The following is a 23372-nucleotide window of genomic DNA, read 5'->3' as shown; positions in this document are numbered from 1 at the left end:
CCTGTCTCTGGCTTTATCTTATGCTTGTGAGTCTTGCTTTTGCGATAACCAGTTTGCCACTTTGCAGTATTGCTCAACAGAAATATTTTCTGCTCTTGCAGTTGGATCGATATCAAGTGCTATCATATCTTCTGCTGTGAGTAATCCGCCTAAGCTGTTACGTAGTGTTTTACGGCGTTGATTGAATGCTTGAGCGGTAATACGGCTAAGCATTGTAATATCCGTTACTGGGTATGGTTTTTCTTTGTAAGGGATCAAGCGAACAACCGCAGAATCAACTTTAGGAGCTGGTTTAAATGAAGTAGGTGGAACTTCAAGTACAGGGATGATTTGGCAATAATATTGCGCCATCACACTTAAGCGACCATAAGTTTTGCTACCGTGACCAGCAACAAGGCGGTTAACCACTTCTTTTTGCAACATAAATGTCATATCAGAAATTGCGTCAGCAAAACTGAATAAGTGGAACATTAGTGGTGTAGAAATGTTATAAGGCAAGTTACCAAAAACACGCAGAGGCTGCTGACGCTCTTTTGCTAATTGTGCAAAATCGATCGTCATTGCATCTTGCTGAATAATGGTCAGCTTGTCTTTTAATGTAGGATGAACTTCTAAACGAGCGGCTAAATCACGGTCAATTTCTACAACCGTCATTTTATCCATTCTTGCGCCTACTGGCTCTGTAATTGCACCTAAACCAGGACCAATTTCAACAATGGCTTCACCGGGTTGAGGATAAATGGATTCAACAATACTTTCAATAATATAGCTGTCTGTTAAAAAGTTCTGCCCGAAGCGTTTGCGGGCAAAGTGCCCCTGATGGACTCTATTATTCATTACAATTTTGTATCATATTAATGGCTAAATTTAATGCGGTGCAAAAACTGCCAGCATCTGCGCTTTTCGTACCTGCAAGCTCAAGGGCGGTGCCATGATCAACAGAAGTACGGATAAAAGGAAGGCCAAGAGTTATATTCACGGCGCGACCGAAACCTTCATATTTTAGCACAGGTAATCCCTGATCGTGATACATCGCAAGCACCGCATCAGCATGTGTTAAATATTTAGGTTGGAATAAGGTATCAGCAGGATAAGGTCCATGAAGATGAACTCCTTGCTGACGTAATTGTGTTAATGCAGGCTCAATAATATCAATTTCTTCACGTCCCATATGACCACTTTCCCCTGCATGAGGATTAAGGCCACAAACGTAAATTTGAGGTTCTGCTATACCAAATTTGGTTTTTAAATCGTGGTTTAAAATGGTGATAATTTCATGTAGAAGCTCACCTGTAATTGCATCCGCCACATCTCGTAGTGGTAAATGTGTGGTTGCCAATGCGACTCTTAATGTATCTGTCGCCAGCATCATAACAACACGTTCACAATGGCTACGATCAGCAAAAAACTCGGTGTGCCCTGTAAAATGCACACCTGCATCATTGATAATACCTTTATGAACCGGCCCAGTCACAAGTGCTGAAAATTCACCATTTAGGCAGCCATCACAAGCACGAGCTAATGTTTCTACAACGTATAACCCATTGCGCGTATCTAATGTACTTGGAATGACATCAGTATGAAGTGAAATAGGGAGTACACAAATTTGACTTGGTGTGTGTGCTTGAGGTGGCGTGGCAGGATCGTATTCAACTAATGAAAGAGGCAGGTTTAACAATTCTGCTCTTGTTTTAAGTAATTGAGGATCAGCACAAACAACCCAAGGTAAATCCCAACTCATTTGTGCTAATGAGATAATAAGGTCAGGACCAACCCCGGCTGGTTCGCCGGGGGTGATAACAAGTGGTTTTATTTGCTTAGTTTGCATTATTCTCGTTCATTATTTTCACATAAGCCCCAACTCGTAGCTCTTGCATCCAGTTTTGTACTTCTTCGTTAAATTTACGATTGAAGAGTAAACGGTATGCTTGTTCTTTATTCGCGGCATCTGTTTTATCAACACTACGAGTGTCTTCTAATTCAATTAAATGCCAGCCAAAGTTTGAGCGAACAGGTTGGCTTAATTCGTTTTTATTTAAGCGCATTAACGCATCACGGAATGCCGGATCGTAAACATCAGGCATTGACCATCCTAACTCACCGCCACGTAATGCTGAACCTGGATCTTCAGAGTATTCTTTTGCTGCATCAGCAAAGGTTATTTTACCACTGCGAATATCGGCAGAGATCTGCTGTAACTTGGCATAGGCTTGCTCATCATTCATGATTGGTGAGCTTTTTAGCAGAATATGACGGCTTTTAACTTCTGTAACAGAAAGGGTATTAGTTCCACCACGAACATCGTTTACTTTGATAATGTGTAAGCCAACGCCAGAGTGAAGAGGCCCTACGATTTGGCCTTTTTGCGCATTTGCTAACTCTTTAGCAAACAGAGTGGGTAATTCATCAATAGATGCCCAACCCATGTTACCGCCATTTAAAGCTTGTGGATCAGCAGAATAAGTTGCAGCCAATTTACCGAAATCTGCACCATTTTTAAGTTGGTTCATAATACGAGTAATGACTTGTTTTGCTTTTTCCATTTCTGCTGGCGCAGGATTTTCTGATAATGGAATTAAGATATGGCTCAGATTTAGATCAATACTTTGGCTTGCTTGGCCTTCAATTTGCTTAGCAAGAGAATCAACTTCTTGAGGTAAAATAGTAATACGGCGACGCACTTCATTGTTACGAACTTCTGCCAACATCATCTCTTTACGAATATCTTGGCGATAATCATTGTAAGAAATACCATCAGCTGCAAGGCGTTTTTTCAGTTGTTCAAGTGAAATTTTATTTTCAGCAGCAATGCCCTGAATTGTAGATTCTACTGCGGCATCAGGAATATCAATTTGCATTTGCTGTGCCATTTGCAAAATGATGTTATCCATGACCAAACGCTCTAGAATTTGTTGGCGAAGAACTTGCTCATCTGGCATCTCTTGACCCGCATTTTTTGCGTTCATTTTGACCGTCTGTAGCATTCTATTGACGTCACTTTCTAGAACGACACCGTTATTGACGATAGCCGATACACGGTTTAATTCTTGTGCAGCAAATGTTGTTGAGCTGGTAGCTGCACCGACCGTGATCATTAAGCCGATAAACAGCGTTTTCCAATTTTTCATAAGTTTCCCATTATGTATTTTCCGCATCTAATTGCGGGGTGACATATTTATTCAGCCAATTCCGTAGTCTGATTAAATCAGAATGCTCTTTGATAAGGTAAGATACCGCGTTCAAGCATTTTCTGGCTACCCAAACTATGATTGTTACTTAGGCCTCTGAGTTCCACATTGACAGACCATTTATTATCAATATCGCTGTGGTCAACTTTCCAGCCAACAATTTTTCGTTCATAACCCACATTCACAGCCCAGCAACAGGTGTTGTATTGCAGACCAACCATTTGGCTAACAGGCTCTGATTCTTTGGTATCAAAGTAATAAGCACCTACAAGTCCCCAACGCTCTGCTAATGGCCAACTTCCTACGACACCAACTTGTGAAATACCTTTTTGGTATTCAGGAAGTTTATTAATACTGCCATCGTAAGGGCGAACACGTGTTGCTTGGATATAGTCACGATCAACATAACGATAGCTTAACTGTAGAAGATGATCGCTATCTGCGCGATATTCCATAACAGCATCGCCCATTGAGACGCTACCTAAACGACGGTCATATTGTAAACCACCACGCATACCTACGGTATCAGTGATCCTCCAATAAGCGTCACCTGCCCATACCATTGAACCTGTTTCATCTTTGCTATTGATGATTTCGTTTGATGAACCTGTTTTCGGACGTTCAAAGAAGTAGATTTGACCCACAGAAACGTTAAAACGTTCAACTAATTCGCTATCATAAAAACGCGAAGTGATACCAGTTGTTAATTGGTTTGCAGATGCAATGCGGTCTAAACCACCATACATTCTATCGCGGAAAAGTCCGCCATAGTTTGATTGTAATAAAGCGGAGTCAAAATTATTGATATTAGACTGATCTTTATAAGGGACATAAAGATATTGCACTCGAGGCTCAAGGGTTTGCGTAATATCGTTTGTTTGGTATTGACGCTCAAAAACCACTTTCATATCAGATTTAAACTGCGGTAATACACGATTAACGCTGTCATCTAATTTTTGATTATTGGGTTTGGTTTTATAACCGTCAGGAATGTCTTGATCATAATGAGTTGCCATGATTTTCAGCTCATTATTGAAGCTTGCCCATCCCGTAGATGCTGGGAGTGAAATCGTTGGCTCAATATGGAAACGATTTGCTTCTGGTGTATTCTCCCCCACACTGGTAAAGCGAGCAAATTGAGCGTAAGTACGGAAATCAAATGGACCTACATCATTCTTGTAATAATTGAGATCAAGCTGTGGCTCTGCACGATAAGCTCTTGCATCTTTATTATCAGAGAAGACTTGGAACTGTTTAGTGGTTAATGTGGCATTCCAGTTCTGTTGTGCATAACCCGTACTAAATTTTTGAGTTGCATAACCATCTGTGGTGTTACCATACTGAGAGGTAAAATCAGTGAAGTATTTGTTATCACTTACTTTTGTGTAGTCGATATTAAATCGCCACACATTATTCATTACACCACTATGGCCCCAGTAGAATAACCAGCGAGTTGCTGTATCACGAGGAAGATAGCCCGCTTTATTTTCATCTTTATCTTTATTGTATTGGCTATCGTGATTAATCCAATCTACAGCGATGGTACCGCGTCCTGGTGTGGTTAAATAACGGAATTCATTATCTAATTTTAAACCACGACGACTGATATAGTTGGTGGTGATGGTCGCATCATAATTAGGAGCGATATTCCAATAGTAAGGGAGTTGGAAATCAAATCCTGAACTACGAGAGTAGCTTCCGTTAGGAATCAAGAAACCAGAACGGCGTTTATCACCAATCGGTAATTGAAGATAAGGGCTATAAAAAATAGGCACATTAGCTACACGAAAACGTGCATTCCAGATTTCAGCGACTTGTTCTTCGCGATCTAAAATAACCTCTGAGCCGACAACGCTCCAGCTATCATCTCCTGGTAGACAAGACGTGAACATACCCTTGTCCATAATGGTATAGCGGTTTTCGCCACGCATTTGCATTTTATTAGCGTAGCCACGGCCTTGACGGCCAACCATTTGGTAATCACCTTGCTCGATGTCCGTATCTTTATTATTAAGGTTAGACCAAGCACGAGGGCCTTTTAAGATGATTTGAGGATCATCATAAGATACATTTCCCGTTGCTGTGACCATTCTTAATGGTGTTTCTCCCTCAGTCTGTGTCAGTTCAACACTGTCGGCACTTAAGGTTTGGTTTCCCTGTTTAATATCAACATCACCTTTATATTTGACCATGCGAGGATACTCACCTTGCATATCATTTGCAGTGATAGTGACAGGCAAGCTGTTAGGATCGCCTTGTACTAATGGTTTGTTATAAACAGGAACTCCCAGTAAACATTGGGAGGCAAGATCAGCATAAGCAGGCTGAGCGTATATTGTGGCCCAAACTAGGGTGGCCAGCAGTGTGGGATAACTTTTTTTCATAAGTATTTATGTGCTTCCGTCATCAGTGGCTTCGTGCTGATAAACAGCGAGAAACTAACGCAGGGAGTTATGCGACACCAGCCCAACGTTCTGAACATTGTTCTAACGGTAACCGAAAAATAGGCGTAAGCCTCATTTTTTCGATGTTTCTGTGTTGAAATAGGGTTATAGCCTTATTAGAAACAAAAAAACACCGCGCTGATGCGGTATTTCGTGCTGTATAACAACGCTAAAGTTATTCGTTTGGTCACTCATTTTACTTTAACACAATTTAAACGAAAACAGCATTACCTCTGTCCAAAGAGAAACAGTAAATCTCTTCATTTTAAGAAAAAGTCTATTTAGAGGTTGCTTGGTGTTAGGTGTGCAAGCAAATGAATAGTATGATAATGCAAAATTGCAGTCAGAGCATTGAAGATTTGAGGAGTCTATGCGCTATTGGGGAAAATTATTAGGCCTTACCATTGGTAGTTTTGCTGGAATAGGCTTTTGGGGCATTGTTATTGGTGTTTTTCTTGGGCACCTCTATGACATGCAACGAAGTAAATTAGGAAATGGTGGGCGTTATACGCGTGATAGACAAGCTTTTTTCTTTGCTGCAACCTTTCAAGTTTTAGGTCACCTGACAAAATCAAAAGGGCGAGTGACTCAAACCGATATCTCACTTGCCAGCGAATTAATGGATCGCATGAATCTGCATGGTGTTGGTCGTCAAGCTGCGCAGCAAGCTTTTAGAGAAGGTAAATCACCTGATTTTCCCTTAAGAGCCACATTGCAACGTGTTCGGCAAATTTGTGTAGGGCGTCGCGATTTACTTCAGATGTTTCTGGAAATTCAATTGCAAGCTGCTTTTGCGGATGGTCAACTGCATCCAAATGAAAGAAAAATGTTGTTTATCATTATTGATGAGTTGGGTTTTTCGCGTGCGCATTTTGAACATATATTAGCAATGATGCAGGCTGGTCAGAATTTTCATTATCAAAGTGGGCAGGGTTATCAGCCTCAACCCCAAGGCCCAACGCTATCTGATGCGTGTAAGGTCCTTGGTGTAGATGAGAATGATGATGTTAAAACTATAAAGAGAGCTTATCGAAAATTAATGGGAGAACACCATCCAGATAAACTTGTCGCGAAAGGTTTACCGCCAGAAATGATGGAAATTGCAAAGCAAAAAGCACAGTCTATACAAGTTGCTTACGATTTGATTAAAAAAGAAAAAGGATTTCGTTAATATCTTGTAAAAGAAGATGAGAAAAGAGAGAATTATTCCGTGATAGAGATAACTTAGGTTGAGTTGAGTTTATTATTTATCACGGTAAAATATAAGTGAAATTTGATTATTTCATTCTCTCTTCTCTTAAAAAAGGAACTATATCCATGTCAAACGTCCGTGTTCTTGTTGGGGTTATGGGATTAGCGCTTTGCCTGCTCCTTGCTTCATTGAGTTCAGTGACTGTTTTAGTGTCATAAGACACTAAAAATCGGCAAGGCATTCAAAGTGTATCGGGGATCGGAAAGCAGGATGCGTAATAAATAATTCCTGAGCATGTAACTGCAGGCGAGGTGCCATCGCTCTTGCCTGCGGATGTGCATAAAAGCGATCCCCTAAAATAGGATGCCCCAACGCTAACATATGTACCCGCAATTGATGTGAACGCCCTGTAATTGGCGATAATTTCACTCTTGTCGCATTCTCTTCATATTCCAACACTTCATAAAAAGTTTGCGCCGCTTTCCCTGTTTCATGACAGACTTTCTGTTTTGGTCGATTAGGCCAATCACAAATCAAAGGTAAATCAACTAACCCTTCTTCTTTTTCGATATGTCCCCAAACGCGAGCAATATAGGTTTTTTTTGGCTCACGTTCACGAAATTGGCGCTTTAGTTCGCGCTCTGCTTCTTTATTAAGTGCAACAACGATAACGCCACTAGTTGCCATATCAAGGCGATGCACACACTCAGCATTCGGAAACTCTGCTTTAATGCGCGACATAATACTGTCGTTATGCTCTGGCGCTTTGCCCGGTACTGATAGTAGTCCGCTGGGTTTATTGACGGCAATAATATGCTCATCTTGATATAAAACATGTAACCAAGGATCAGTCGGCGGGTTATACACTTCCATCATGGTGGATATCTCATCAAAACAACGGGGAGTAAAATACTCCCCGCTTTAACGGTGATTATTGGTGGGTAACGACAATTAAGCGAATTGAGTCTAAACGCCACGTTGCTTCATCTAAATGATTAAGAATATGAGCACGTTCATTTTCAATTGCTTCGACTTCATCATCACGAATATTTGGGTTTACTGCACGTAAAGCTTCTAAGCGTGATAATTCATGAGTTAGCACGCGATCTGCTTCTTCTTTCGCTTTTTGGATAAGTCCTTTCGCTTCGACTTCCATTAAAGGTTCAGACGTTTTCAGTACATGGTGGACTTCACTTTGTACTGCATTGACTAATTTGCTAGAAGTATGACGATTAACAGCATTTAATTGACGGTTAAAGCTTTCAAACTCAACTTGAGATGCAAGATTATTACCTTTTAGATCAAGTAATAAGCGCACCGGTGTTGCAGGTAAGAAACGACTTAAATGAAGATGCTTAGGCGCTTGCGCTTCTACGACATAAATCAATTCAACTAACAATGTTCCCACTGGCAATGCTTTATTTTTTAATAAAGAAACGGCACAACTTCCTGTATCGCCAGATAAAATCAAATCTAAGCCATTACGGATAATAGGGTGTTCCCAACTGATAAATTGGGTATCTTCACGAGATAGCGCTTGCTCTCTATCAAATGTGATAGTGCAACCATCTTGTGGTAATCCAGGGAAATCGGGCACTAACATATGATCAGATGGCGTTAAAATAATCAAGCTATCACTACGATCTTCTTGATTAATACCAACGATATCAAATAAGTTCAGTGCAAAGTTCACTAATTCAGGATCGTTATCTTGTGCTGCAATTTCACCCGCTAACTCAACACCGACTTCACCACCGTTAGAGTGCATTTCTAATAGGCGGTCACGGCCTTGCTCAAGTTTGAGCTTCATTTCATCATGCTGTTTACGACAAGCGACAATAAAGTCATCAAAATCAGCTAACTCATTAGGCTGTGCAAGGTAATTAACGAGAGCATCATATTTGCTGTCGTAAATAGTACGGCCAGTCGGACAAGTATGCTCAAAGGCATCTAAGCCTTCATGATACCAGCGTAATAATACAGATTGAGCCGTACCTTCAAGATAAGGAATGCTAATATCAATATCGCGGTTTTGACCAATACGATCGAGACGACCAATACGTTGTTCGAGTAAATCAGGGTTAAATGGCAGATCAAACATAACCAGTTGATTAGCAAACTGGAAGTTACGTCCTTCAGAGCCGATTTCTGAACATAGCAGAACTTGTGCGCCTTCTTCTTCAGAAGCAAAATAAGCTGCAGCGCGATCGCGTTCAAGTAATGACATACCTTCGTGGAAGACTGCTGCACGAATACCTTCACGCTCACGTAAAACTTGCTCTAATTGCAGCGCTGTTGCAGCTTGAGCACAAATTACTAGTACTTTTTCATTACGATTTGCAGTTAAGAAACCTAGTAACCATTCAACACGCGGGTCGAAGTTCCACCATGTTGCGTTTTCACCTTCAAATTCTTGGTAAATACGTTCAGGATAGAGCATCTCTTTTGCACGAACTTCGAGACTCTTTTTAGCTGCCATAATCTCAGCTACTTTAATTGCAGTTTGATATTGCGTCGGCAGTGGCATTTTGATCGCATGAAGTAAGCGATTAGGGAAACCTTTAACACCAGAACGTGTGTTACGGAATAACAAACGACCCGTTCCATGTCTGTCCATTAACATATGGATAAGTTCTTGGCGAGATTTAGTACGTTCTTCACCTTGCGTATTTGCCGCTTTCAGTAATGGCTCAACATCTTGCTCGCTGATCATTTCGCTGATGATATTTTGTTGTTCGGTATTTAAATCATCTTCTGATAGCAAAATAGTGACAGCATCGGCAACAGGGCGATATTTTTGTTGCTCATTAATAAATTCGTTGTAGTCATGGAAACGACTTGGGTCAAGCAGACGTAAACGTGCGAAGTGGCTTTCTTGACCTAACTGCTCTGGGGTTGCAGTTAATAGCAATACAGAGGGAATAGATTCCGCTAACTCTTCAATTACTTGATATTCACGGCTTGGCGCATCTTCACTCCAAACAAGGTGATGAGCTTCATCGACAACTAACATATCCCATGTTGCTTCGACTAAGTGTTCAAAACGTTGCTTGTTTTTACGCACAAAATCTAAAGAACAGATGATCATCTGTTCTGTTTCAAATGGATTATCGCTATCTAATAAAGATTCGCTATAACGGCTATCATCAAACAGTGAGAAACGTAGATTGAAACGGCGTAACATTTCAACTAACCACTGATGTTGTAAGCTTTCAGGCACAATAATCAACACACGCTCAGCACGACCATCCATTAATTGCTGGTGGATAATCATACCGGCTTCAATTGTTTTACCTAAACCAACTTCATCAGCTAATAATACGCGAGGGTTATGACGTTTACCCACTTCATTGGCGATATAAAGCTGATGAGGGATAAGGCTTGCGCGGATCCCACGTAAACCACTTTGTGCTTGCTTAAACTGCTCGCTCATAAACTTACGTGCGCGGTAGCGTAATGCAAAGCGATCCATACGGTCGATTTGACCTGCAAAGAGGCGATCTTGCGGTTTATTAAAAGTGAGTTTGTTATCTAAGAACACTTCACGTAATTGTGCTGGCTCTTCAGTGTCTAAACGTACACCATGGTAGATAAGTAGGCCGTTATCTTCTACAACGTTATCGATAGCGAGCTTCCAGCCTTCATGACTGGTGACAGTATCTCCTGCATTGAACATCACCCGCGTTATTGGTGCATCATGACGGGAATAAAGGCGGTTTTCGCCACAGGCAGGAAAAAGTAAGGTGACCATGCGGGCATCAACTGCCACAACAGTACCCAGTCCAAGCTCGCTTTCAGTATCGCTAATCCAACGTTGACCAAGAGTAAAAGGCATATATATAAACTCAGCTCTCAAATATATAATTTAGGAATTATTAATGAATGCAGTATTGCGGTGTTGTCATTAAAATCTGCGGGATAAAAAGGGCTTATTCTTTAAACAAAGAAAAGCTAATTATCACCAAAGGGGCGTTATGTTAATAGATGCAAAGCAAACCGTCACCTGCAAAATAACACAACTTAAAATGAGAGTGTCATTTGCCCATTTAACAAGGTTGAAAAATCATCTTGTATAAAAGGGAGGATTGCATCTGCAATAGGCATTAACTGCTTATTTATATAGTGCTCATAATCAGGTGCAGCGGTAATATGCTCTAATGGCTCAGGCCCCAAGAGGGTAATTATATAACTAATCCAACCGCCTTGCTGATATTGTTGAGGTCTATTTTTGGATAAATTATATTCATCCGCTTTACGTGCTGCTTTGACATGAGGGGGGACGTGGTGCTGATATTCTGATAATTTTCGACGTAACCGTTTACGATACACCAATCTATCATCATATTTCCCTGAAAGCGTATCTGCGACATAATCACGAATAAACTGCTGATAAGGTTGCTGGTGAAAAATACGAGTATAAAGCTCTTGTTGAAATTTCTGAGCGAGTGGCGTCCAATCTGTTCTGACGGTTTCTAATCCTTTAAACACCATTTTATCATTGCTGAGCCCGGCGTAGCGTTTCTTGCTACCTGTCTCCATACCTCGGATCGTGGGCATTAAAAAGCGACGATAATGGGTTTCGTATTCTAGTTCTAATTTGCAATCGAGTTGGTAGTTTTCAAAAAGATGTGTTTTCCACCACTGATTGACATCTTGTACTAGCTGATACCCAATCTGTTGTGCTTGTTGCTCTGTGTGAGGTGATTTTAGCCAAACAAAGGTTGAATCAGTATCGCCATAAATAACTTGATAACCTTTGGCTTCAATTAATTCTCGCGTTTTTTTCATGATTTCATGGCCTCGTAGCGTGATGGAAGACGCTAAGCGAGGATCAAAAAAGCGACAACCGACAGAGCCTAAAACACCATAAAAAGCGTTCATAATAATTTTGAGTGCTTGAGAGAGTGGAGCATTTTTATGTAATTTCGCGTTGTCTCTTTCATGCCAAATTTGCGACACAATAGCGGGTAAGCAGTGTAGTTCTCGCGAAAATCGTGCTTGACGAAATCCAGAAATAGAAAACTTTTCATCAGGTTGGTGCATTCCTTCAATCATCCCTACGGGATCGATTAAAAAAGTACGAATAATAGAGGGATAAAGGCTTTTGTAATCAAGCACAACAACAGAATCATATAAGCCGGGAGCTGAGTCCATGACAAAACCACCGGGGCTATGTTCTTCGGGTTTTTCGCCTTGGTTAGGTGCAACATATCCAATGCGGTGCATCGAAGGGAGATAGAGATGTGTAAACGCAGCCACAGATCCTCCGCTTCTATCAACGGAAAGCCCCGTAACACAAGCTCTCTCCAATAAGAATGCCATAAGAGATGTCGCATCAAAGATACGGTTTACTAAGACACAGTCTTGCCAATTATAATAAGCCAGTGCGGGTTTATCTTCTTTAAAGCGTCGATTAATTTCATCCATTCTGGCGTAAGGTGTATCGATGGCTTTACCTTCACCTAATAGTGTTTGAGCAACAGATTCGAGGCTAAAAGAGGGAAAATTCCATGTCGCCATTTTTAATGCATCGATACCATCGATAATTAAACGACCTTGAGCCGAAGCAAAAAAATGACCTTTTTTAAATCCATGCTCTCGCCATTCTAATGGACTGTTTTGGCGACCTAATAATAAACTGGCGCCGTAACGTTGGGCATGTGTGTACAAAATACGCAGATCGAATTGGATCAGATTCCAACCGATAATTGCATCAGGATCGTAATGTTGCATCCACTCATTTAACTTTTCAATTAAACGCAATCGGCTACTGACATAACATAAGCGATAACCTTCTGGTTGCTGACTTTCGCTCTCTATGGGTAACTCATCAGTAAGCATAAACACTACATTATCATCACAGCCTGCAAGCCCAATAGAGTAAAGCTCACCAAATTCACTAGTTTCGATATCTAAAGAGACAGCTCGAAGTGCTGGGCGATAATCTGGTGCTGGTTTTAATGTAGTAATATTATTTTGTTGATAACGAAACCAAACTGGCGCGGTGATAAATCGCTCCATCATATAACGTTCATGAGGGCGGATATCCGCTTCATAAAGGCGAATATGGTGCTCTTTAAGTTGTTGCTCAAGTTGGACAAGTTGGCGGTATTGTTTGCAATAAATACCAAAGACGGGTTGCCTTTCGAAATCTTTTAAATCGAGAGGGCTAATTTCAATATCAGGATTTTTATTAATGAGAGAACGCAAAACAGTTTCATGTTGGCGGGCAACAAAGCCAATTGCGCGTTGCATAGGAACCGTAATTTTACGTGGGCCATTATCCGTAGCCAGCCAATAAGAGACGACAATACCTTTCGGTGTGTCGCTCCAGTGACGAGTAAGAATAAAGCCTTGTTCCGTATGACCAATCATGAGCACCTAATAAACACTAATAATTCATTAAAGATGTGTTTATTATAGTCAATGTAGTGGTTATTTATACAGTTAATTTTAGCTAAGATTAATTAAACGGAATACCTAAAATAAGTGATTGATCCACTTCACCATTTATTAGTGATTGTGTATTTCCATCATACACAATCATACCGTTATCTATCACAATCGCTCTTGAGGCGATTTTTGCTGCATCTTCTAAGCTATGAGAAACCATCAATAAGGTTAACGCTTTTTCACGACAAAGTTGCTCGAGTAATGCCAACATCTCAATACGTAAAGCAGGATCGAGTGCAGAAAAAGGCTCATCAAGCAACAAAATAGGTTGTTCGCGAACAAGGCAACGTGCAATAGCAACACGTTGACGCTGGCCACCTGATAATTGAGAAGGTAAACGTTCAAGATATTCACTAAGCGCTACTTGTTCTGCTCGACTCTCTAATAACGCTTTTTGATCTTCAGTCAGCTTTAATCCCGGATTTAATCCCAAGCCAATATTTTGCCTTACAGTCAAATGAGGGAATAAATTATTATCTTGAAATAACATAGAAATAGGGCGTTTTGCCGGTACTGTTTTTGTATGATCTTGCCCATTAAGAAACAGGCTTCCCTTTTCTGATGGTAAAAAACCAGCAATTAAACTGAGTAATGTGCTTTTACCTGCACCACTTGGGCCTAATACAGCAATGCGTTCTCCTGCATTAACCGTTAGATTAAACAAGAGATGTTGGTGTTCATAGGTGTAAGCAAGGTGCTCTAATTTAATCATGAGATTTTCCAGCTAATCGTTCTATTAGGCTAAAAAGAGAGAAGCAAAGTAGCAATAAGATCATGGCTGTTACTGCACCATCTTGTGTGTGGTAAGCGCCAATTTGCTGATAAAGATAGAAAGGCAATGTTCTAAATGTTTCATTACCAAATAGGGCAACAATACCAAAGTCACCAATAGAAATAACACAAGCAAAGGCAAGTGCTTGTGAGATTGGTTTCTTTAATGCACGTAGTTCTATCCAACGAAGTCGGTTTATTCCTTGCAAATTCAGCGACTGACATAAAAGGCCATAACGCGAAGCGATATCATTCATCGGGTTTTCCAACACTTTTAAAGCATAAGGAATGGCAATCAATGCGTTGGTCAAAATCACTAAAATATAAGGTGATTCAGGTAATCCGATCGTATTGTTTAATAACAGAAAAAAGCCTGTTGCCAATACAATGCCCGGCATCGCCAGAATAATCAAACCACTCATTTCCATGGCTTGTCCGGCTTTTTTAAAATGGCGTAAGCGCAGTTCTCGGCTACTCCATAGCAACATCATCGTTAATACAACACAGACAATACCCGCACCAATAGCAATAATCAGTGAAGTTGTAAAAGCTTGCCAAAGTATAGGCTGTTGTATAACACGTATAAATTGGCTATTAAGGCCATCGGTGATCACGGCCAAAATGGGCGGCACTAAAAAGAGGATCGCAAGAGTGATAATCAAACCATCAGTTATTTTGCTAAAGAGTGGATCATAGGGATCACGCCAAGGTAGCTTTTGATTGTTTCCCACAAAAAGAGAGCCTTTTAGCTTTTGGCTGATAAGCACTAAGCCTAAACAACAAAAAAGCTGGATCAGGGCTAAAAGCGCAGCACGATGTAAATCGTAGTCATAACTTAATGCTTGATAAATAGCGAGTTCAACCGTTGTTGCTGCGGGGCCTCCGCCTAAAGCCAACACAGTAGCAAAGCTTGCAAAGCAGAGCATAAAGATCAGTGATGCTGTGGGGAGCATTTGTCGCCATAAATAAGGGAATTCCAGAAAGCGAAAACATTGCCAGCCATTCATGCCTAACTGTGAGGCTAATTGGCGTTGCTCTGATGAGATGCTTTCAAGTGCTTGTAATAGCATTCTGGTTGTTAATGGCATATTGAAAAAGATGTGAGCTAATAAAATGCCTTGCAAACCATAAGGCGTAAATTGGTAGTCGATCCCTAGCCATTCACAAATTTGAGCAATCCATCCTGCTCTGCCATAAACCGTTAAAATGCCAAAAAGGGCGACTAAAACCGGTAATACAAGGCTCATGGCACATAGGCGTAAAAACAGTGTTCGCCCTTTAAATTGGCGTCGATAGAGTGCTTTGGCGAGCCAAATAGCAGGTAATATTGAAAATAGGGCGGATAAAAAGGCTTGCCAGAAAGTAAAACGAATGACATGCCATAAATATTCATCAGCAAAAATCGAGGACAGTTCACCACTTGGTGCATTAAACCACAATGCGCCAAATGACAATAACGCCACGATAAGCAGTAAACCCGAGGCACATAGCCCCGGGATAAGCCATCTTCCCATTAGCGACTAACCGCTGATTGCCAATTACGTGTCCATGTCTGGCGCTCTTTTGCGACAACTTCTGCATCAAATTGCAATGATTTCCCAGGTTTAGGCATTAAAGAATAGACCTCAGGCAATGGCATATCTATAACAGGATACATCCAATTGGTAGTCGGTATAGTTTCTTGGAATGCAGGTGTTAACATAAACTGCATAAATTGCTGTGCTAGCTCAGGTTGTTTGCTCGATTTAAGTTTTGCAGCAACTTCGACTTGCAAGTAGTGTCCTTCATCAAAAATCGCTGCTGCATAGTTATCTTTTTTGTCTGCTAGGATGTGATAACCCGGAGATGATGTGTAACTCAGCACAAAATCACCTTCACCTTTTAAGAATAAGCCATAAGACTCACTCCAACCTTTAGTGACGGTCAGCGTTTTTTCTGACAATTTTTTCCATTCAGTCGCGGTGTTTTCAGGATAAAGTGACTGCATCCATAGCATTAAACCTAAACCTGGAGTACTGGTGCGAGGATCTTGATAGAGGATCTTCCATTTTTCTTTGCTGTTTAGCAGTTCGGCCATGCTTTTAGGCGGATTTTGGATACGGTTTTTATCATAAATAAAAGCAAAGTAGCCGTAGTCATAAGGTACAAAAGTGTCGTCAGTCCATTTTTCAGGTAAGGTGAGTTTAGATGTATCGATATTACTTGGTGCGAAAAGCCCAGTTTCTTTTGCTGCATGGATCAAATTGTTATCTAATCCTAAAATAATATCCGCCTTACTTTTATCACCTTCCATACGTAAGCGATTAAGTAAAGACACACCATCAGACAGAGCAACCAGTTTTAGTTCACAATCACATTGCTGTTCAAACGCTTTTTTTATTGCAGGCCCTGGACCCCAATCTGCGGTAAATGAATCATAAGTGTAAACAGTGAGTGTGGGTTTTTGTGCTAAAGCTTGAGTCGAAAAAGTGCTCATAATACCCAGTGCGCTGAGCAAGAAAGTAAAGCGAAGTGATTTAGTTAACACGTTTAGTTCCTCAGTAAAAGTCAGGTAGGATCTGAGGAGTGAGGATGGCAAACCAATAAATATTGCAACATCCTGACTCAAATCCCTACGCCAGTATTAGCTGGATCAGGTTCCACGAGTTTTTCTCAGCCTAGAAATAGAAAGGCACCCCGTTGAGATTTTCCCATTGTAGATAAATACGCGCGTTGTGCAAAGTCTGTTGATAGAGGTTTACCGTTTGTGGGTAGTATGAAACAATGAGTTATCTTTCAAATTTGGTTATTGAGGTAGTCTAGTGATCGATGATGATGGCTACCGCCCGAATGTAGGGATTGTAATTTGTAATCGGCAAGGGCAAGTGCTTTGGGCTCGTCGCTATGGGCAACATTCATGGCAGTTTCCTCAAGGAGGAATTAACCCTGGAGAATCGCCAGAGCAGGCAATGTACCGAGAGTTGTTCGAAGAAGTTGGGTTAAGTCGCAAGGATGTCAAAATTCTTGCCTCCACACGTAACTGGTTACGTTACAAGTTACCTAAGCGTTTGGTGCGTTGGGACACGAAACCTGTTTGTATTGGACAAAAACAGCGTTGGTTCCTTTTGCAGTTAACAAGTAATGATAAAGACATTAATGTTCAACAAAGCAAAACGCCAGAATTTGATGGCTGGCGTTGGGTGAGTTATTGGTATCCTGTTCGACAAGTCGTCTCTTTTAAACGCGATGTTTATCGACGTGTCATGAAAGAGTTCGCACCAGTAGTCATGCCATTGCAAGAACAAGTGTCTTTACCGCGTCCATCGTATGGATATCGGCGTAAAAGGTATTAGATAACACTATGCTGACACGTTTGCGAGAAATTGTAGAAAAAGTGGCTATGGCAGCAGGGCTTCCAGAAGCGCTTGAACTCTTAGTCAAGGAAACGTGTCAGGCAATGCACACGGATGTGTGTTCTATTTATCTTGCCGATAAACAACGTAGTTGTTTTTATCTTATGGCGACCAAAGGGTTAAAAAAACCTAGAGGGCGAGCTGTTAGCCTTTCATTTGATGAAGGCGTTGTTGGTGAAGTGGGGCGTCTTTCAGAGCTTATCAACCTCGCTGATATTCGTGAACATCCTAGCTTTAAATACCTTCCTCAAGTTAAAGAAGATGATCTTCGCGCTTTTCTTGGCGTTCCTATCGTTTATCGTCGCCAACTCCTTGGTGTATTAGTCGTTCAGCAAAAAGAGCGTCGCTTATTTAATGAGAGCGAAGAATCTTTTATGGTGACGCTGGCGACACAGCTTGGTGCCACATTATCACAAGTACAAACTAAAGGGCTTTTTGGACAATATCGTCAAAGTCGTATTAAAGCACTTTCAGTTTCTACTGGCGTGGTCATGGCTTATGGCTGGCAAGAAGTCTCTCAACCTGTCCTTGAAAATGTTTTTAAAGCCAGTGCTCTTGATATAAAAGCAGAATTAAATCGACTTATGGTGGCTTTAGAAGATGCTACCGCAGAATGTCGCCGCTTTAGTAAGCGCTTTATGGCGAATGCACAAAAAGAGAGTGCCGCCATTTTTGATCTCTACTCGCATTTACTTAACGATCCTCAGCTCAAACATAAAATGACCGCAATCATTACACAAGGATATGTTGCGGAATGGGCTGTCAAAGTGGTGGTTGAGAAAGTTGCAGCCCAGTTCTCTAGCCTGAAAGATGGTTATATGCGAGAGCGAGCTTCTGATCTTAAAGCATTAGGGCGCCGGTTATTATTCCATTTAGATGATGATCTAAGCTCAACCAATATTTGGCCAGAACGTTTTATTTTGGTGGCTGATGAATTAAGTGCAAGCTTATTAGCAGAGCTGCCAGAGCAACAGCTAGCTGGTGTAATTGTTCGAGATGGCGCAACTCACTCGCATTCTGCCATTCTTGTTAGAGCAATGGGTATACCTGCAATTATGGGTGCGGATATTCAGCCTGAGCTTTTACATAATCGAATGCTTATTCTTGATGGTTATCGTGGTGAGATTTTTATCGAGCCCGAGCCTTTTATTACTCAGGAATATAAACAAATTATTGATGAAGAGAGCGTATTAAGCCAAATTGCAGAAGAGCAACTTGAACAGCAAGCGGTTTTAAAAAATGGTGAGGCAGTTAGCGTCCAACTGAATGCGGGATTAAATATAAAGTATGAACAACGCATTAGTGTGGGAATTGATGGCGTTGGTTTATATCGAACAGAAATCCCTTTTATGCTACAAAGTGGTTTTCCTTCAGAAGATGAACAGAAAAATCGCTACCGTGAAATCCTCTCTTTTTTTCCTGATAAACCCGTTGTCTTGCGTGCTTTAGATATTGGGGCTGATAAGCAACTTCCTTATATGCCAATTAATGAGGAAAATCCCTGCTTAGGTTGGAGAGGAATAAGAATATTGCTCGATCAACCTGAAATTTTCCTTATTCAGCTACGTGCAATGCTAAAAGCAAACCTCGAATTTAAAAATTTGAAAATATTGTTGCCGATGGTGACAAGTATTGATGAAATTGACGAAGCAAGAACATTGCTACTACGAGCATGTGATGAAGTGAGTCGAGAACTAAAATGTGAATGTGTTCCACCTCCGTTAGGTATTATGCTTGAAGTACCTTCATTGGTGTTTATGTTGTCACAATTAGCTAATAGGGTTGATTTTATCTCTGTTGGAACAAACGATTTGACTCAATACTTACTTGCAGTCGATCGTAATAATACCCATGTAGCATTACTCTATGATAATTTGCATCCTGCGTTATTGCGTTCACTGAATTTGATTGCAACACAATGCCAATATTATCAGTTGCCAGTGAGTGTTTGTGGTGAAATGGCGGGTACGCCTATCGGGGCATTGCTGTTAATAGGGCTCGGTTTTAGGCAGTTAAGCATGAGTGGTCGTAGTTTACCTAGGGTAAAATACTTATTGCGCCATCTTGATCCTGTGATGTTACAGCCTTTTATGCAACAGGTGTTGCAAGCTGAAACGGCAAGAGAAATCAAAAAATTGTCTTCTGAATTTATGGAACGGCAAGGATTAGGTGGATTAATTCGCGGAGGTATCTAGTAAGCCTTCGTATAAGCCTTTTCTATGTTGGTAATAAATGACCAGCACAGAAATTATTGATTAAGTGAAGTAGGGAATAATGAGTATAAGCTACCTTAAATTTCCAGAGATTGATCCCGTTATGTTCTCTATCGGGCCAGTGTCATTACATTGGTACGGTATGATGTATTTAGTTGGGTTTGTTTTTGCCTTATGGCTTGCAAACCGTCGAGCGGCAAAACCGAATAGTGGTTGGACTAAAAGTGAAGTTGAAACATTGCTTTATGTCGGTTTTGTGGGTGTGTTTATCGGTGGTCGTTTAGGTTATGTTTTATTCTATAACCTACCTGTCTTTTTAAATGATCCTCTTTACCTCTTTAAAGTGTGGGATGGCGGTATGTCGTTCCATGGTGGTTTAATTGGGGTAATTTGTGCCATGATTTGGTTTGCTAAACGCACTAAACGTAAATTCTTCCAAGTGGCAGACTTTGTTGCACCATTAATTCCATTTGGCTTAGGGTTAGGCCGCATTGGTAACTTCATTAATGGTGAATTATGGGGACGCGTTACATTTGATACGCCTTGGGCTTTCTTATTCCCAACCTCACGTTCAGCAGATCTCCAACTTGTTGCCCAAGATCCAACAACACTACTCCCGATTATTCAAGAATATGGAGTTTTACCTCGCCACCCATCACAGCTTTATGAAATGTTATTAGAAGGTGTGGTGTTATTTATTATTCTGAATATCTTTGTACGCAAAAGCCGCCCAGTTGGTAGTGTGTCAGGCTTATTCCTTATTGGTTATGGTGCATTCCGTATTATTGTTGAATTCTTCCGCCAACCAGATGCACAACTAGGATTATTTGGTGGTGTGAGTATGGGACAAATACTTTCAATTCCAATGATTTTATTGGGTATTATTTTTATGGTATGGGCTTATCGTCAAGATAAAAAGACACCACAAAATCCAACACCTGCTCACAAATAGTGTGAGATAAATTTTTTACTATTAGCTAATTACAAGAGAGACAACATGAAGCAGTATCTGGCATTGTGTCAACGCATTATCGATGAAGGGCAATGGATTGATAATAAACGGACAGGAACCCGTTGTTTAACGGTGATTAATGCCGATCTGGAATATGATGTTGCAAATAACCAATTTCCACTGATAACGACACGTAAAAGCTTCTATAAAGCCGCAATTGCAGAGTTGTTAGGGTATTTACGCGGTTATGACAGCGCAGCGCAATTTCGTGAAATTGGTTGCAATACATGGAATGCAAACGCTAATGAAAATGGGGCATGGTTAAATAACCCTCATCGTAAAGGTGAAGACGATATGGGGCGTGTTTATGGTGTTCAAGGACGCCAATGGCAACGTCCAGATGGTTCCCATTTTGACCAATTGCGTAAAGTGGTAGACGACCTCTCTAAGGGTATAGATGATCGTGGCGAAATCGTAACGTTCTATAATCCAGGTGAAACTGAGCTAGGTTGTTTACGTCCTTGTATGCATACACACACGTTTTCATTAGTGGGTGATATGCTTTATTTAACCTCTTATCAACGTAGTTGTGATGTGCCGTTAGGTTTAAATTTCAACCAAATACAGTGCTTTGTATTATTAGCGCTGGTGGCTCAAATTACAGGTCATAAGCCGGGTAAAGCATTTCATAAGATAATCAATGCACATATCTATGAAAATCAATTACCACTGATGCGAGATGTGCAACTAAAAAGAGAACCATTGCCGTTACCAACATTACATATCAATCCAAAAATCAAAACGTTGGAAGATATCGAAACATGGGTAACAACAGATGATTTTATCGTTGAAGGTTATCAATGCCATGAAGCGATAAAATATCCATTTACGGTTTAATTTTTCTTTTGTATTTAAAGCCTCTGTTTAGTGATAAACAGGGGCTTTTTTATTTCTATCATTAACTTTAAATTCAATAAATTAATGCTAGCCATCAATTATCATTGATGACTATTTTTTTGTGCTTGTTCTGAAAATATTGTTACTGCGTCATTGTTCGAAAAAAAGGCTCTCTTTTATTTACCTTACAAAGGTTTAGCTGCATCCTCATCGCACAGGCTCTAAAGGAGAACAAAATGAACAGTGACATGGAAATAAGCCTAAATAGAAAACTTGAACAAGAGAGTGAATTTGGGATAAGCCTGCTTGAAATGCTTATTGTCATGGTGATCGCTTCGATTTTAAGTTATTTATCAATTACGACCTATCAGCAATTTACCCACCAACGTCAATTGATACATAGTGTGCGAGAAACCATAGCCTTTCTTTCTTATCAGCGACAACAAGCGCTATTGTTTAATATAAAGATTAAAATATCACTTCATTTATCGCCCAGTAACCAAGTTGTTGCTATTCCTTTTCCTTTGCGACATTTGCCTGAAAAACAAACGATTTTTCAATTAGCGTCAGGTATTCAACTTAAACAATCAACAGTCTCAAATTTTACGTTTGGGGGTATTCGTCAAACTTTAAAACCAATGAGTTTTGTACTTCAAGGTTCAGAAGGTGAAGTGAAAGTTGTTATTTCATCTTTAGGTAGAATAAGAGCATGTAGCCAGACAATTAAGGTATTTTCGCCATGTTAAAGCGATCAATATTTTTATTTTCATCTGGCATGATGCTGATGGAATGTCTTTTTGCCATTGCAATTAGTGGGGTTCTATTTCTTTGTATTAGTCGAGCTTACCCCCAAATAATGAACACTCTGATCCATTGTTACCAACAATACCAGTTAGATATTTTTTTAAGAGAACGGTTATTGGTACTAGAAACACAACTAAGGCGCACTGGGTATTGCTACGGTGATTGTACCCATGCATTGCAGTCAAGGAAGTTTCACACTTCACCATTAAAAATAAGTCAGTATTCTTATCAAGAAAAAAACTCCTGCATTATTTTCGCTTATGACGTAAACGGTAATGGTCGATGGGATGCACCTTCTTCAAAAGAGAGTGACTATTTTGGTTATCGGCTTAAAAATGGGCAATTGGAGCAATTAAGAGGAGTACAAGATTGCACTTCATCAGGGTGGCAACGATTTTTTGAAAGTCATGAGATTGAAGTGACGGAGTTTATTTTACGCCCTTATTCAAGGAAACATCTTATTAAAGATAAACGACTTTTTTATCTTTCAGTCTCTTTAAAATTTCATTTAAAACAATCTCCTGCTGTGAAGTCACATTATAAGAATGAGATTCGGTTAAGGAATGTGGCTGCGTTATGAGTCTTTATTTAATCCACAATAAAAGTGAGCAAGGATTTGCAAGTTTACTTGTCGTAATGGGGTTTATTGTTATGAGCTTATCGGCACTTGGAAGTTTTGCTTATTATTACAGGCAGTCTCAACAAATAGTGATGCAAGAATTACAAGCACGACAAGCTTTTTTATTTGCTGAATCCGCCTTGGCGTGGGGAATAAAGCTGAATTGGGAAATTTCGTCGTCACAGTTAAATAAATGGCAATGCCGCCATTTTCATGCAAATCCTAAAATAAAAAGCTGTTTATTTTTGCTCTCTTTGGAAAAGGGCTTATTGCAAGGACAAGCAGAAAGCTTAAAGGGTTATAAAATATATCATTATCAATGGGTTGATTTTTCGAAGGACAAAAATAAATCTATTATTGCACATCCAAAAGGATGGCTAGATTATTGCCCATTAGTGCATAAGGAGTGTGTGTTATAGATAACATCCAAAATAAATCAGAAAGAGG

18 protein-coding genes and 1 riboswitch are annotated in these 23372 nt (G+C 40.3%); of the genes, 8 read left to right on the top strand and 10 right to left on the bottom strand.

Features of this window, described 5'->3' with window-relative positions; translation table 11 throughout:
- Nucleotides 1–18 precede the first annotated feature (18 nt).
- From rsmA to lptD, 4 genes are all read right to left on the bottom strand, one after another.
- Entirely contained in the window at nt 19–837 is an 819-nt protein-coding gene (gene rsmA / locus GTH25_RS14320) for a 16S rRNA (adenine(1518)-N(6)/adenine(1519)-N(6))-dimethyltransferase RsmA (RefSeq protein WP_156734007.1), read from the bottom strand.
- Complete coding sequence (gene pdxA, locus GTH25_RS14315) at nt 830–1828, bottom strand: 4-hydroxythreonine-4-phosphate dehydrogenase PdxA (RefSeq protein WP_075671778.1); 999 nt, start codon at nt 1826–1828, stop codon at nt 830–832. Before pdxA ends, rsmA begins: the two co-directional genes overlap by 8 nt.
- Nucleotides 1818–3128 carry a peptidylprolyl isomerase SurA gene (gene surA / locus GTH25_RS14310; RefSeq protein ID WP_229578497.1) on the bottom strand — a complete coding sequence of 437 codons (1311 nt, stop codon included), beginning with the start codon at nt 3126–3128 and terminating at the stop codon, nt 1818–1820. The genes pdxA and surA overlap by 11 nt, the downstream gene beginning before the upstream one ends.
- Nucleotides 3129–3205: 77 nt before the next feature.
- On the bottom strand, nt 3206–5572 hold the full coding sequence (gene lptD / locus GTH25_RS14305; RefSeq protein WP_075671774.1) for an LPS assembly protein LptD: 2367 nt from the start codon (nt 5570–5572) through the stop codon (nt 3206–3208).
- Nucleotides 5573–6002: 430 nt separating this feature from the next.
- Between lptD and djlA the strand changes: the two genes are divergently transcribed.
- The gene (gene djlA, locus GTH25_RS14300; protein WP_075671772.1) at nt 6003–6803 is read left to right on the top strand and encodes a co-chaperone DjlA; all 801 of its coding nucleotides are present in this window, start codon (nt 6003–6005) and stop codon (nt 6801–6803) included.
- A gap of 243 nt (nt 6804–7046) precedes the next feature.
- On the opposite strand, the gene rluA is transcribed toward djlA, so the two are convergent.
- The 6 genes from rluA to thiB form a co-directional block, all read right to left on the bottom strand.
- Complete coding sequence (rluA, locus tag GTH25_RS14295; protein ID WP_072064290.1) at nt 7047–7700, bottom strand: bifunctional tRNA pseudouridine(32) synthase/23S rRNA pseudouridine(746) synthase RluA; 654 nt, start codon at nt 7698–7700, stop codon at nt 7047–7049.
- 55 nt (nt 7701–7755) lie between these two features.
- The gene (rapA, locus tag GTH25_RS14290) at nt 7756–10659 is read right to left on the bottom strand and encodes an RNA polymerase-associated protein RapA (protein WP_075671770.1); all 2904 of its coding nucleotides are present in this window, start codon (nt 10657–10659) and stop codon (nt 7756–7758) included.
- A 185-nt stretch (nt 10660–10844) separates the two neighbouring features.
- The gene (locus tag GTH25_RS14285) at nt 10845–13199 is read right to left on the bottom strand and encodes a DNA polymerase II (RefSeq protein ID WP_075671768.1); all 2355 of its coding nucleotides are present in this window, start codon (nt 13197–13199) and stop codon (nt 10845–10847) included.
- Nucleotides 13200–13287: 88 nt separating this feature from the next.
- Nucleotides 13288–13989 (bottom strand): thiamine ABC transporter ATP-binding protein ThiQ, encoded by a 702-nt coding sequence (gene thiQ / locus GTH25_RS14280; RefSeq protein ID WP_075671766.1) that lies wholly within the window; start codon nt 13987–13989, stop codon nt 13288–13290.
- The gene (gene thiP, locus GTH25_RS14275) at nt 13982–15562 is read right to left on the bottom strand and encodes a thiamine/thiamine pyrophosphate ABC transporter permease ThiP (protein WP_164530685.1); all 1581 of its coding nucleotides are present in this window, start codon (nt 15560–15562) and stop codon (nt 13982–13984) included. The genes thiQ and thiP overlap by 8 nt, the downstream gene beginning before the upstream one ends.
- Nucleotides 15562–16524: a thiamine ABC transporter substrate binding subunit gene (thiB, locus tag GTH25_RS14270; RefSeq protein WP_075671792.1), complete on the bottom strand. Its 963-nt coding sequence runs from the start codon at nt 16522–16524 to the stop codon at nt 15562–15564. The genes thiP and thiB overlap by 1 nt, the downstream gene beginning before the upstream one ends.
- Nucleotides 16525–16639: 115 nt before the next feature.
- A riboswitch (TPP riboswitch) is annotated at nt 16640–16737 on the bottom strand.
- A 112-nt stretch (nt 16738–16849) separates the two neighbouring features.
- Between thiB and rppH the strand changes: the two genes are divergently transcribed.
- From rppH to GTH25_RS14235, 7 genes are all read left to right on the top strand, one after another.
- Nucleotides 16850–17380, top strand: coding sequence for an RNA pyrophosphohydrolase (gene rppH, locus GTH25_RS14265; protein ID WP_036934096.1), 531 nt, complete (start codon nt 16850–16852; stop codon nt 17378–17380).
- 8 nt (nt 17381–17388) lie between these two features.
- Nucleotides 17389–19635 (top strand): phosphoenolpyruvate--protein phosphotransferase, encoded by a 2247-nt coding sequence (gene ptsP, locus GTH25_RS14260; RefSeq protein ID WP_075671762.1) that lies wholly within the window; start codon nt 17389–17391, stop codon nt 19633–19635.
- Between the two features lie 79 nt (nt 19636–19714).
- Nucleotides 19715–20605 (top strand): prolipoprotein diacylglyceryl transferase, encoded by an 891-nt coding sequence (gene lgt / locus GTH25_RS14255; RefSeq protein ID WP_075671760.1) that lies wholly within the window; start codon nt 19715–19717, stop codon nt 20603–20605.
- 45 nt (nt 20606–20650) lie between these two features.
- Nucleotides 20651–21502: a thymidylate synthase gene (locus GTH25_RS14250; protein ID WP_075671758.1), complete on the top strand. Its 852-nt coding sequence runs from the start codon at nt 20651–20653 to the stop codon at nt 21500–21502.
- 236 nt (nt 21503–21738) lie between these two features.
- A complete protein-coding gene (locus tag GTH25_RS14245) occupies nt 21739–22248 on the top strand; it encodes a potassium:proton antiporter (RefSeq protein ID WP_223672689.1) in 510 nt (169 codons plus the stop codon).
- Complete coding sequence (locus tag GTH25_RS14240; protein WP_075671756.1) at nt 22242–22886, top strand: prepilin peptidase-dependent protein; 645 nt, start codon at nt 22242–22244, stop codon at nt 22884–22886. Before GTH25_RS14245 ends, GTH25_RS14240 begins: the two co-directional genes overlap by 7 nt.
- The gene (locus GTH25_RS14235; RefSeq protein ID WP_075671754.1) at nt 22883–23344 is read left to right on the top strand and encodes a DUF2509 family protein; all 462 of its coding nucleotides are present in this window, start codon (nt 22883–22885) and stop codon (nt 23342–23344) included. Before GTH25_RS14240 ends, GTH25_RS14235 begins: the two co-directional genes overlap by 4 nt.
- Nucleotides 23345–23372 lie beyond the last annotated feature (28 nt).

This window comes from Proteus terrae subsp. cibarius (assembly GCF_011045835.1).
Lineage (GTDB): Bacteria > Pseudomonadota > Gammaproteobacteria > Enterobacterales > Enterobacteriaceae > Proteus > Proteus cibarius.
This window is presented reverse-complemented; position numbering and strand designations above follow the sequence as displayed.

Bases quoted from the DNA above. Each gene is read 5' to 3' on its own strand.
- GTH25_RS14235 (WP_075671754.1), top strand. From the start codon at position 22,883: ATGAGTCTTTATTTAATCCACAATAAAAGTGAGCAAGGATTTGCAAGT.
- thiB (WP_075671792.1), bottom strand. From the start codon at position 16,524: ATGAGCACTTTTTCGACTCAAGCTTTAGCACAAAAACCCACACTCACT.
- lptD (WP_075671774.1), bottom strand. From the start codon at position 5,572: ATGAAAAAAAGTTATCCCACACTGCTGGCCACCCTAGTTTGGGCCACA.
- lgt (WP_075671760.1), top strand. From the start codon at position 19,715: ATGAGTATAAGCTACCTTAAATTTCCAGAGATTGATCCCGTTATGTTC.
- GTH25_RS14245 (WP_223672689.1), top strand. From the start codon at position 21,739: ATGAACAGTGACATGGAAATAAGCCTAAATAGAAAACTTGAACAAGAG.
- djlA (WP_075671772.1), top strand. From the start codon at position 6,003: ATGCGCTATTGGGGAAAATTATTAGGCCTTACCATTGGTAGTTTTGCT.
- rsmA (WP_156734007.1), bottom strand. From the start codon at position 837: ATGAATAATAGAGTCCATCAGGGGCACTTTGCCCGCAAACGCTTCGGG.
- GTH25_RS14250 (WP_075671758.1), top strand. From the start codon at position 20,651: ATGAAGCAGTATCTGGCATTGTGTCAACGCATTATCGATGAAGGGCAA.
- pdxA (WP_075671778.1), bottom strand. From the start codon at position 1,828: ATGCAAACTAAGCAAATAAAACCACTTGTTATCACCCCCGGCGAACCA.
- rluA (WP_072064290.1), bottom strand. From the start codon at position 7,700: ATGATGGAAGTGTATAACCCGCCGACTGATCCTTGGTTACATGTTTTA.
- thiP (WP_164530685.1), bottom strand. From the start codon at position 15,562: ATGGGAAGATGGCTTATCCCGGGGCTATGTGCCTCGGGTTTACTGCTT.
- surA (WP_229578497.1), bottom strand. From the start codon at position 3,128: ATGAAAAATTGGAAAACGCTGTTTATCGGCTTAATGATCACGGTCGGT.
- GTH25_RS14285 (WP_075671768.1), bottom strand. From the start codon at position 13,199: ATGATTGGTCATACGGAACAAGGCTTTATTCTTACTCGTCACTGGAGC.
- GTH25_RS14240 (WP_075671756.1), top strand. From the start codon at position 22,242: ATGTTAAAGCGATCAATATTTTTATTTTCATCTGGCATGATGCTGATG.
- ptsP (WP_075671762.1), top strand. From the start codon at position 17,389: ATGCTGACACGTTTGCGAGAAATTGTAGAAAAAGTGGCTATGGCAGCA.
- rapA (WP_075671770.1), bottom strand. From the start codon at position 10,659: ATGCCTTTTACTCTTGGTCAACGTTGGATTAGCGATACTGAAAGCGAG.
- thiQ (WP_075671766.1), bottom strand. From the start codon at position 13,989: ATGATTAAATTAGAGCACCTTGCTTACACCTATGAACACCAACATCTC.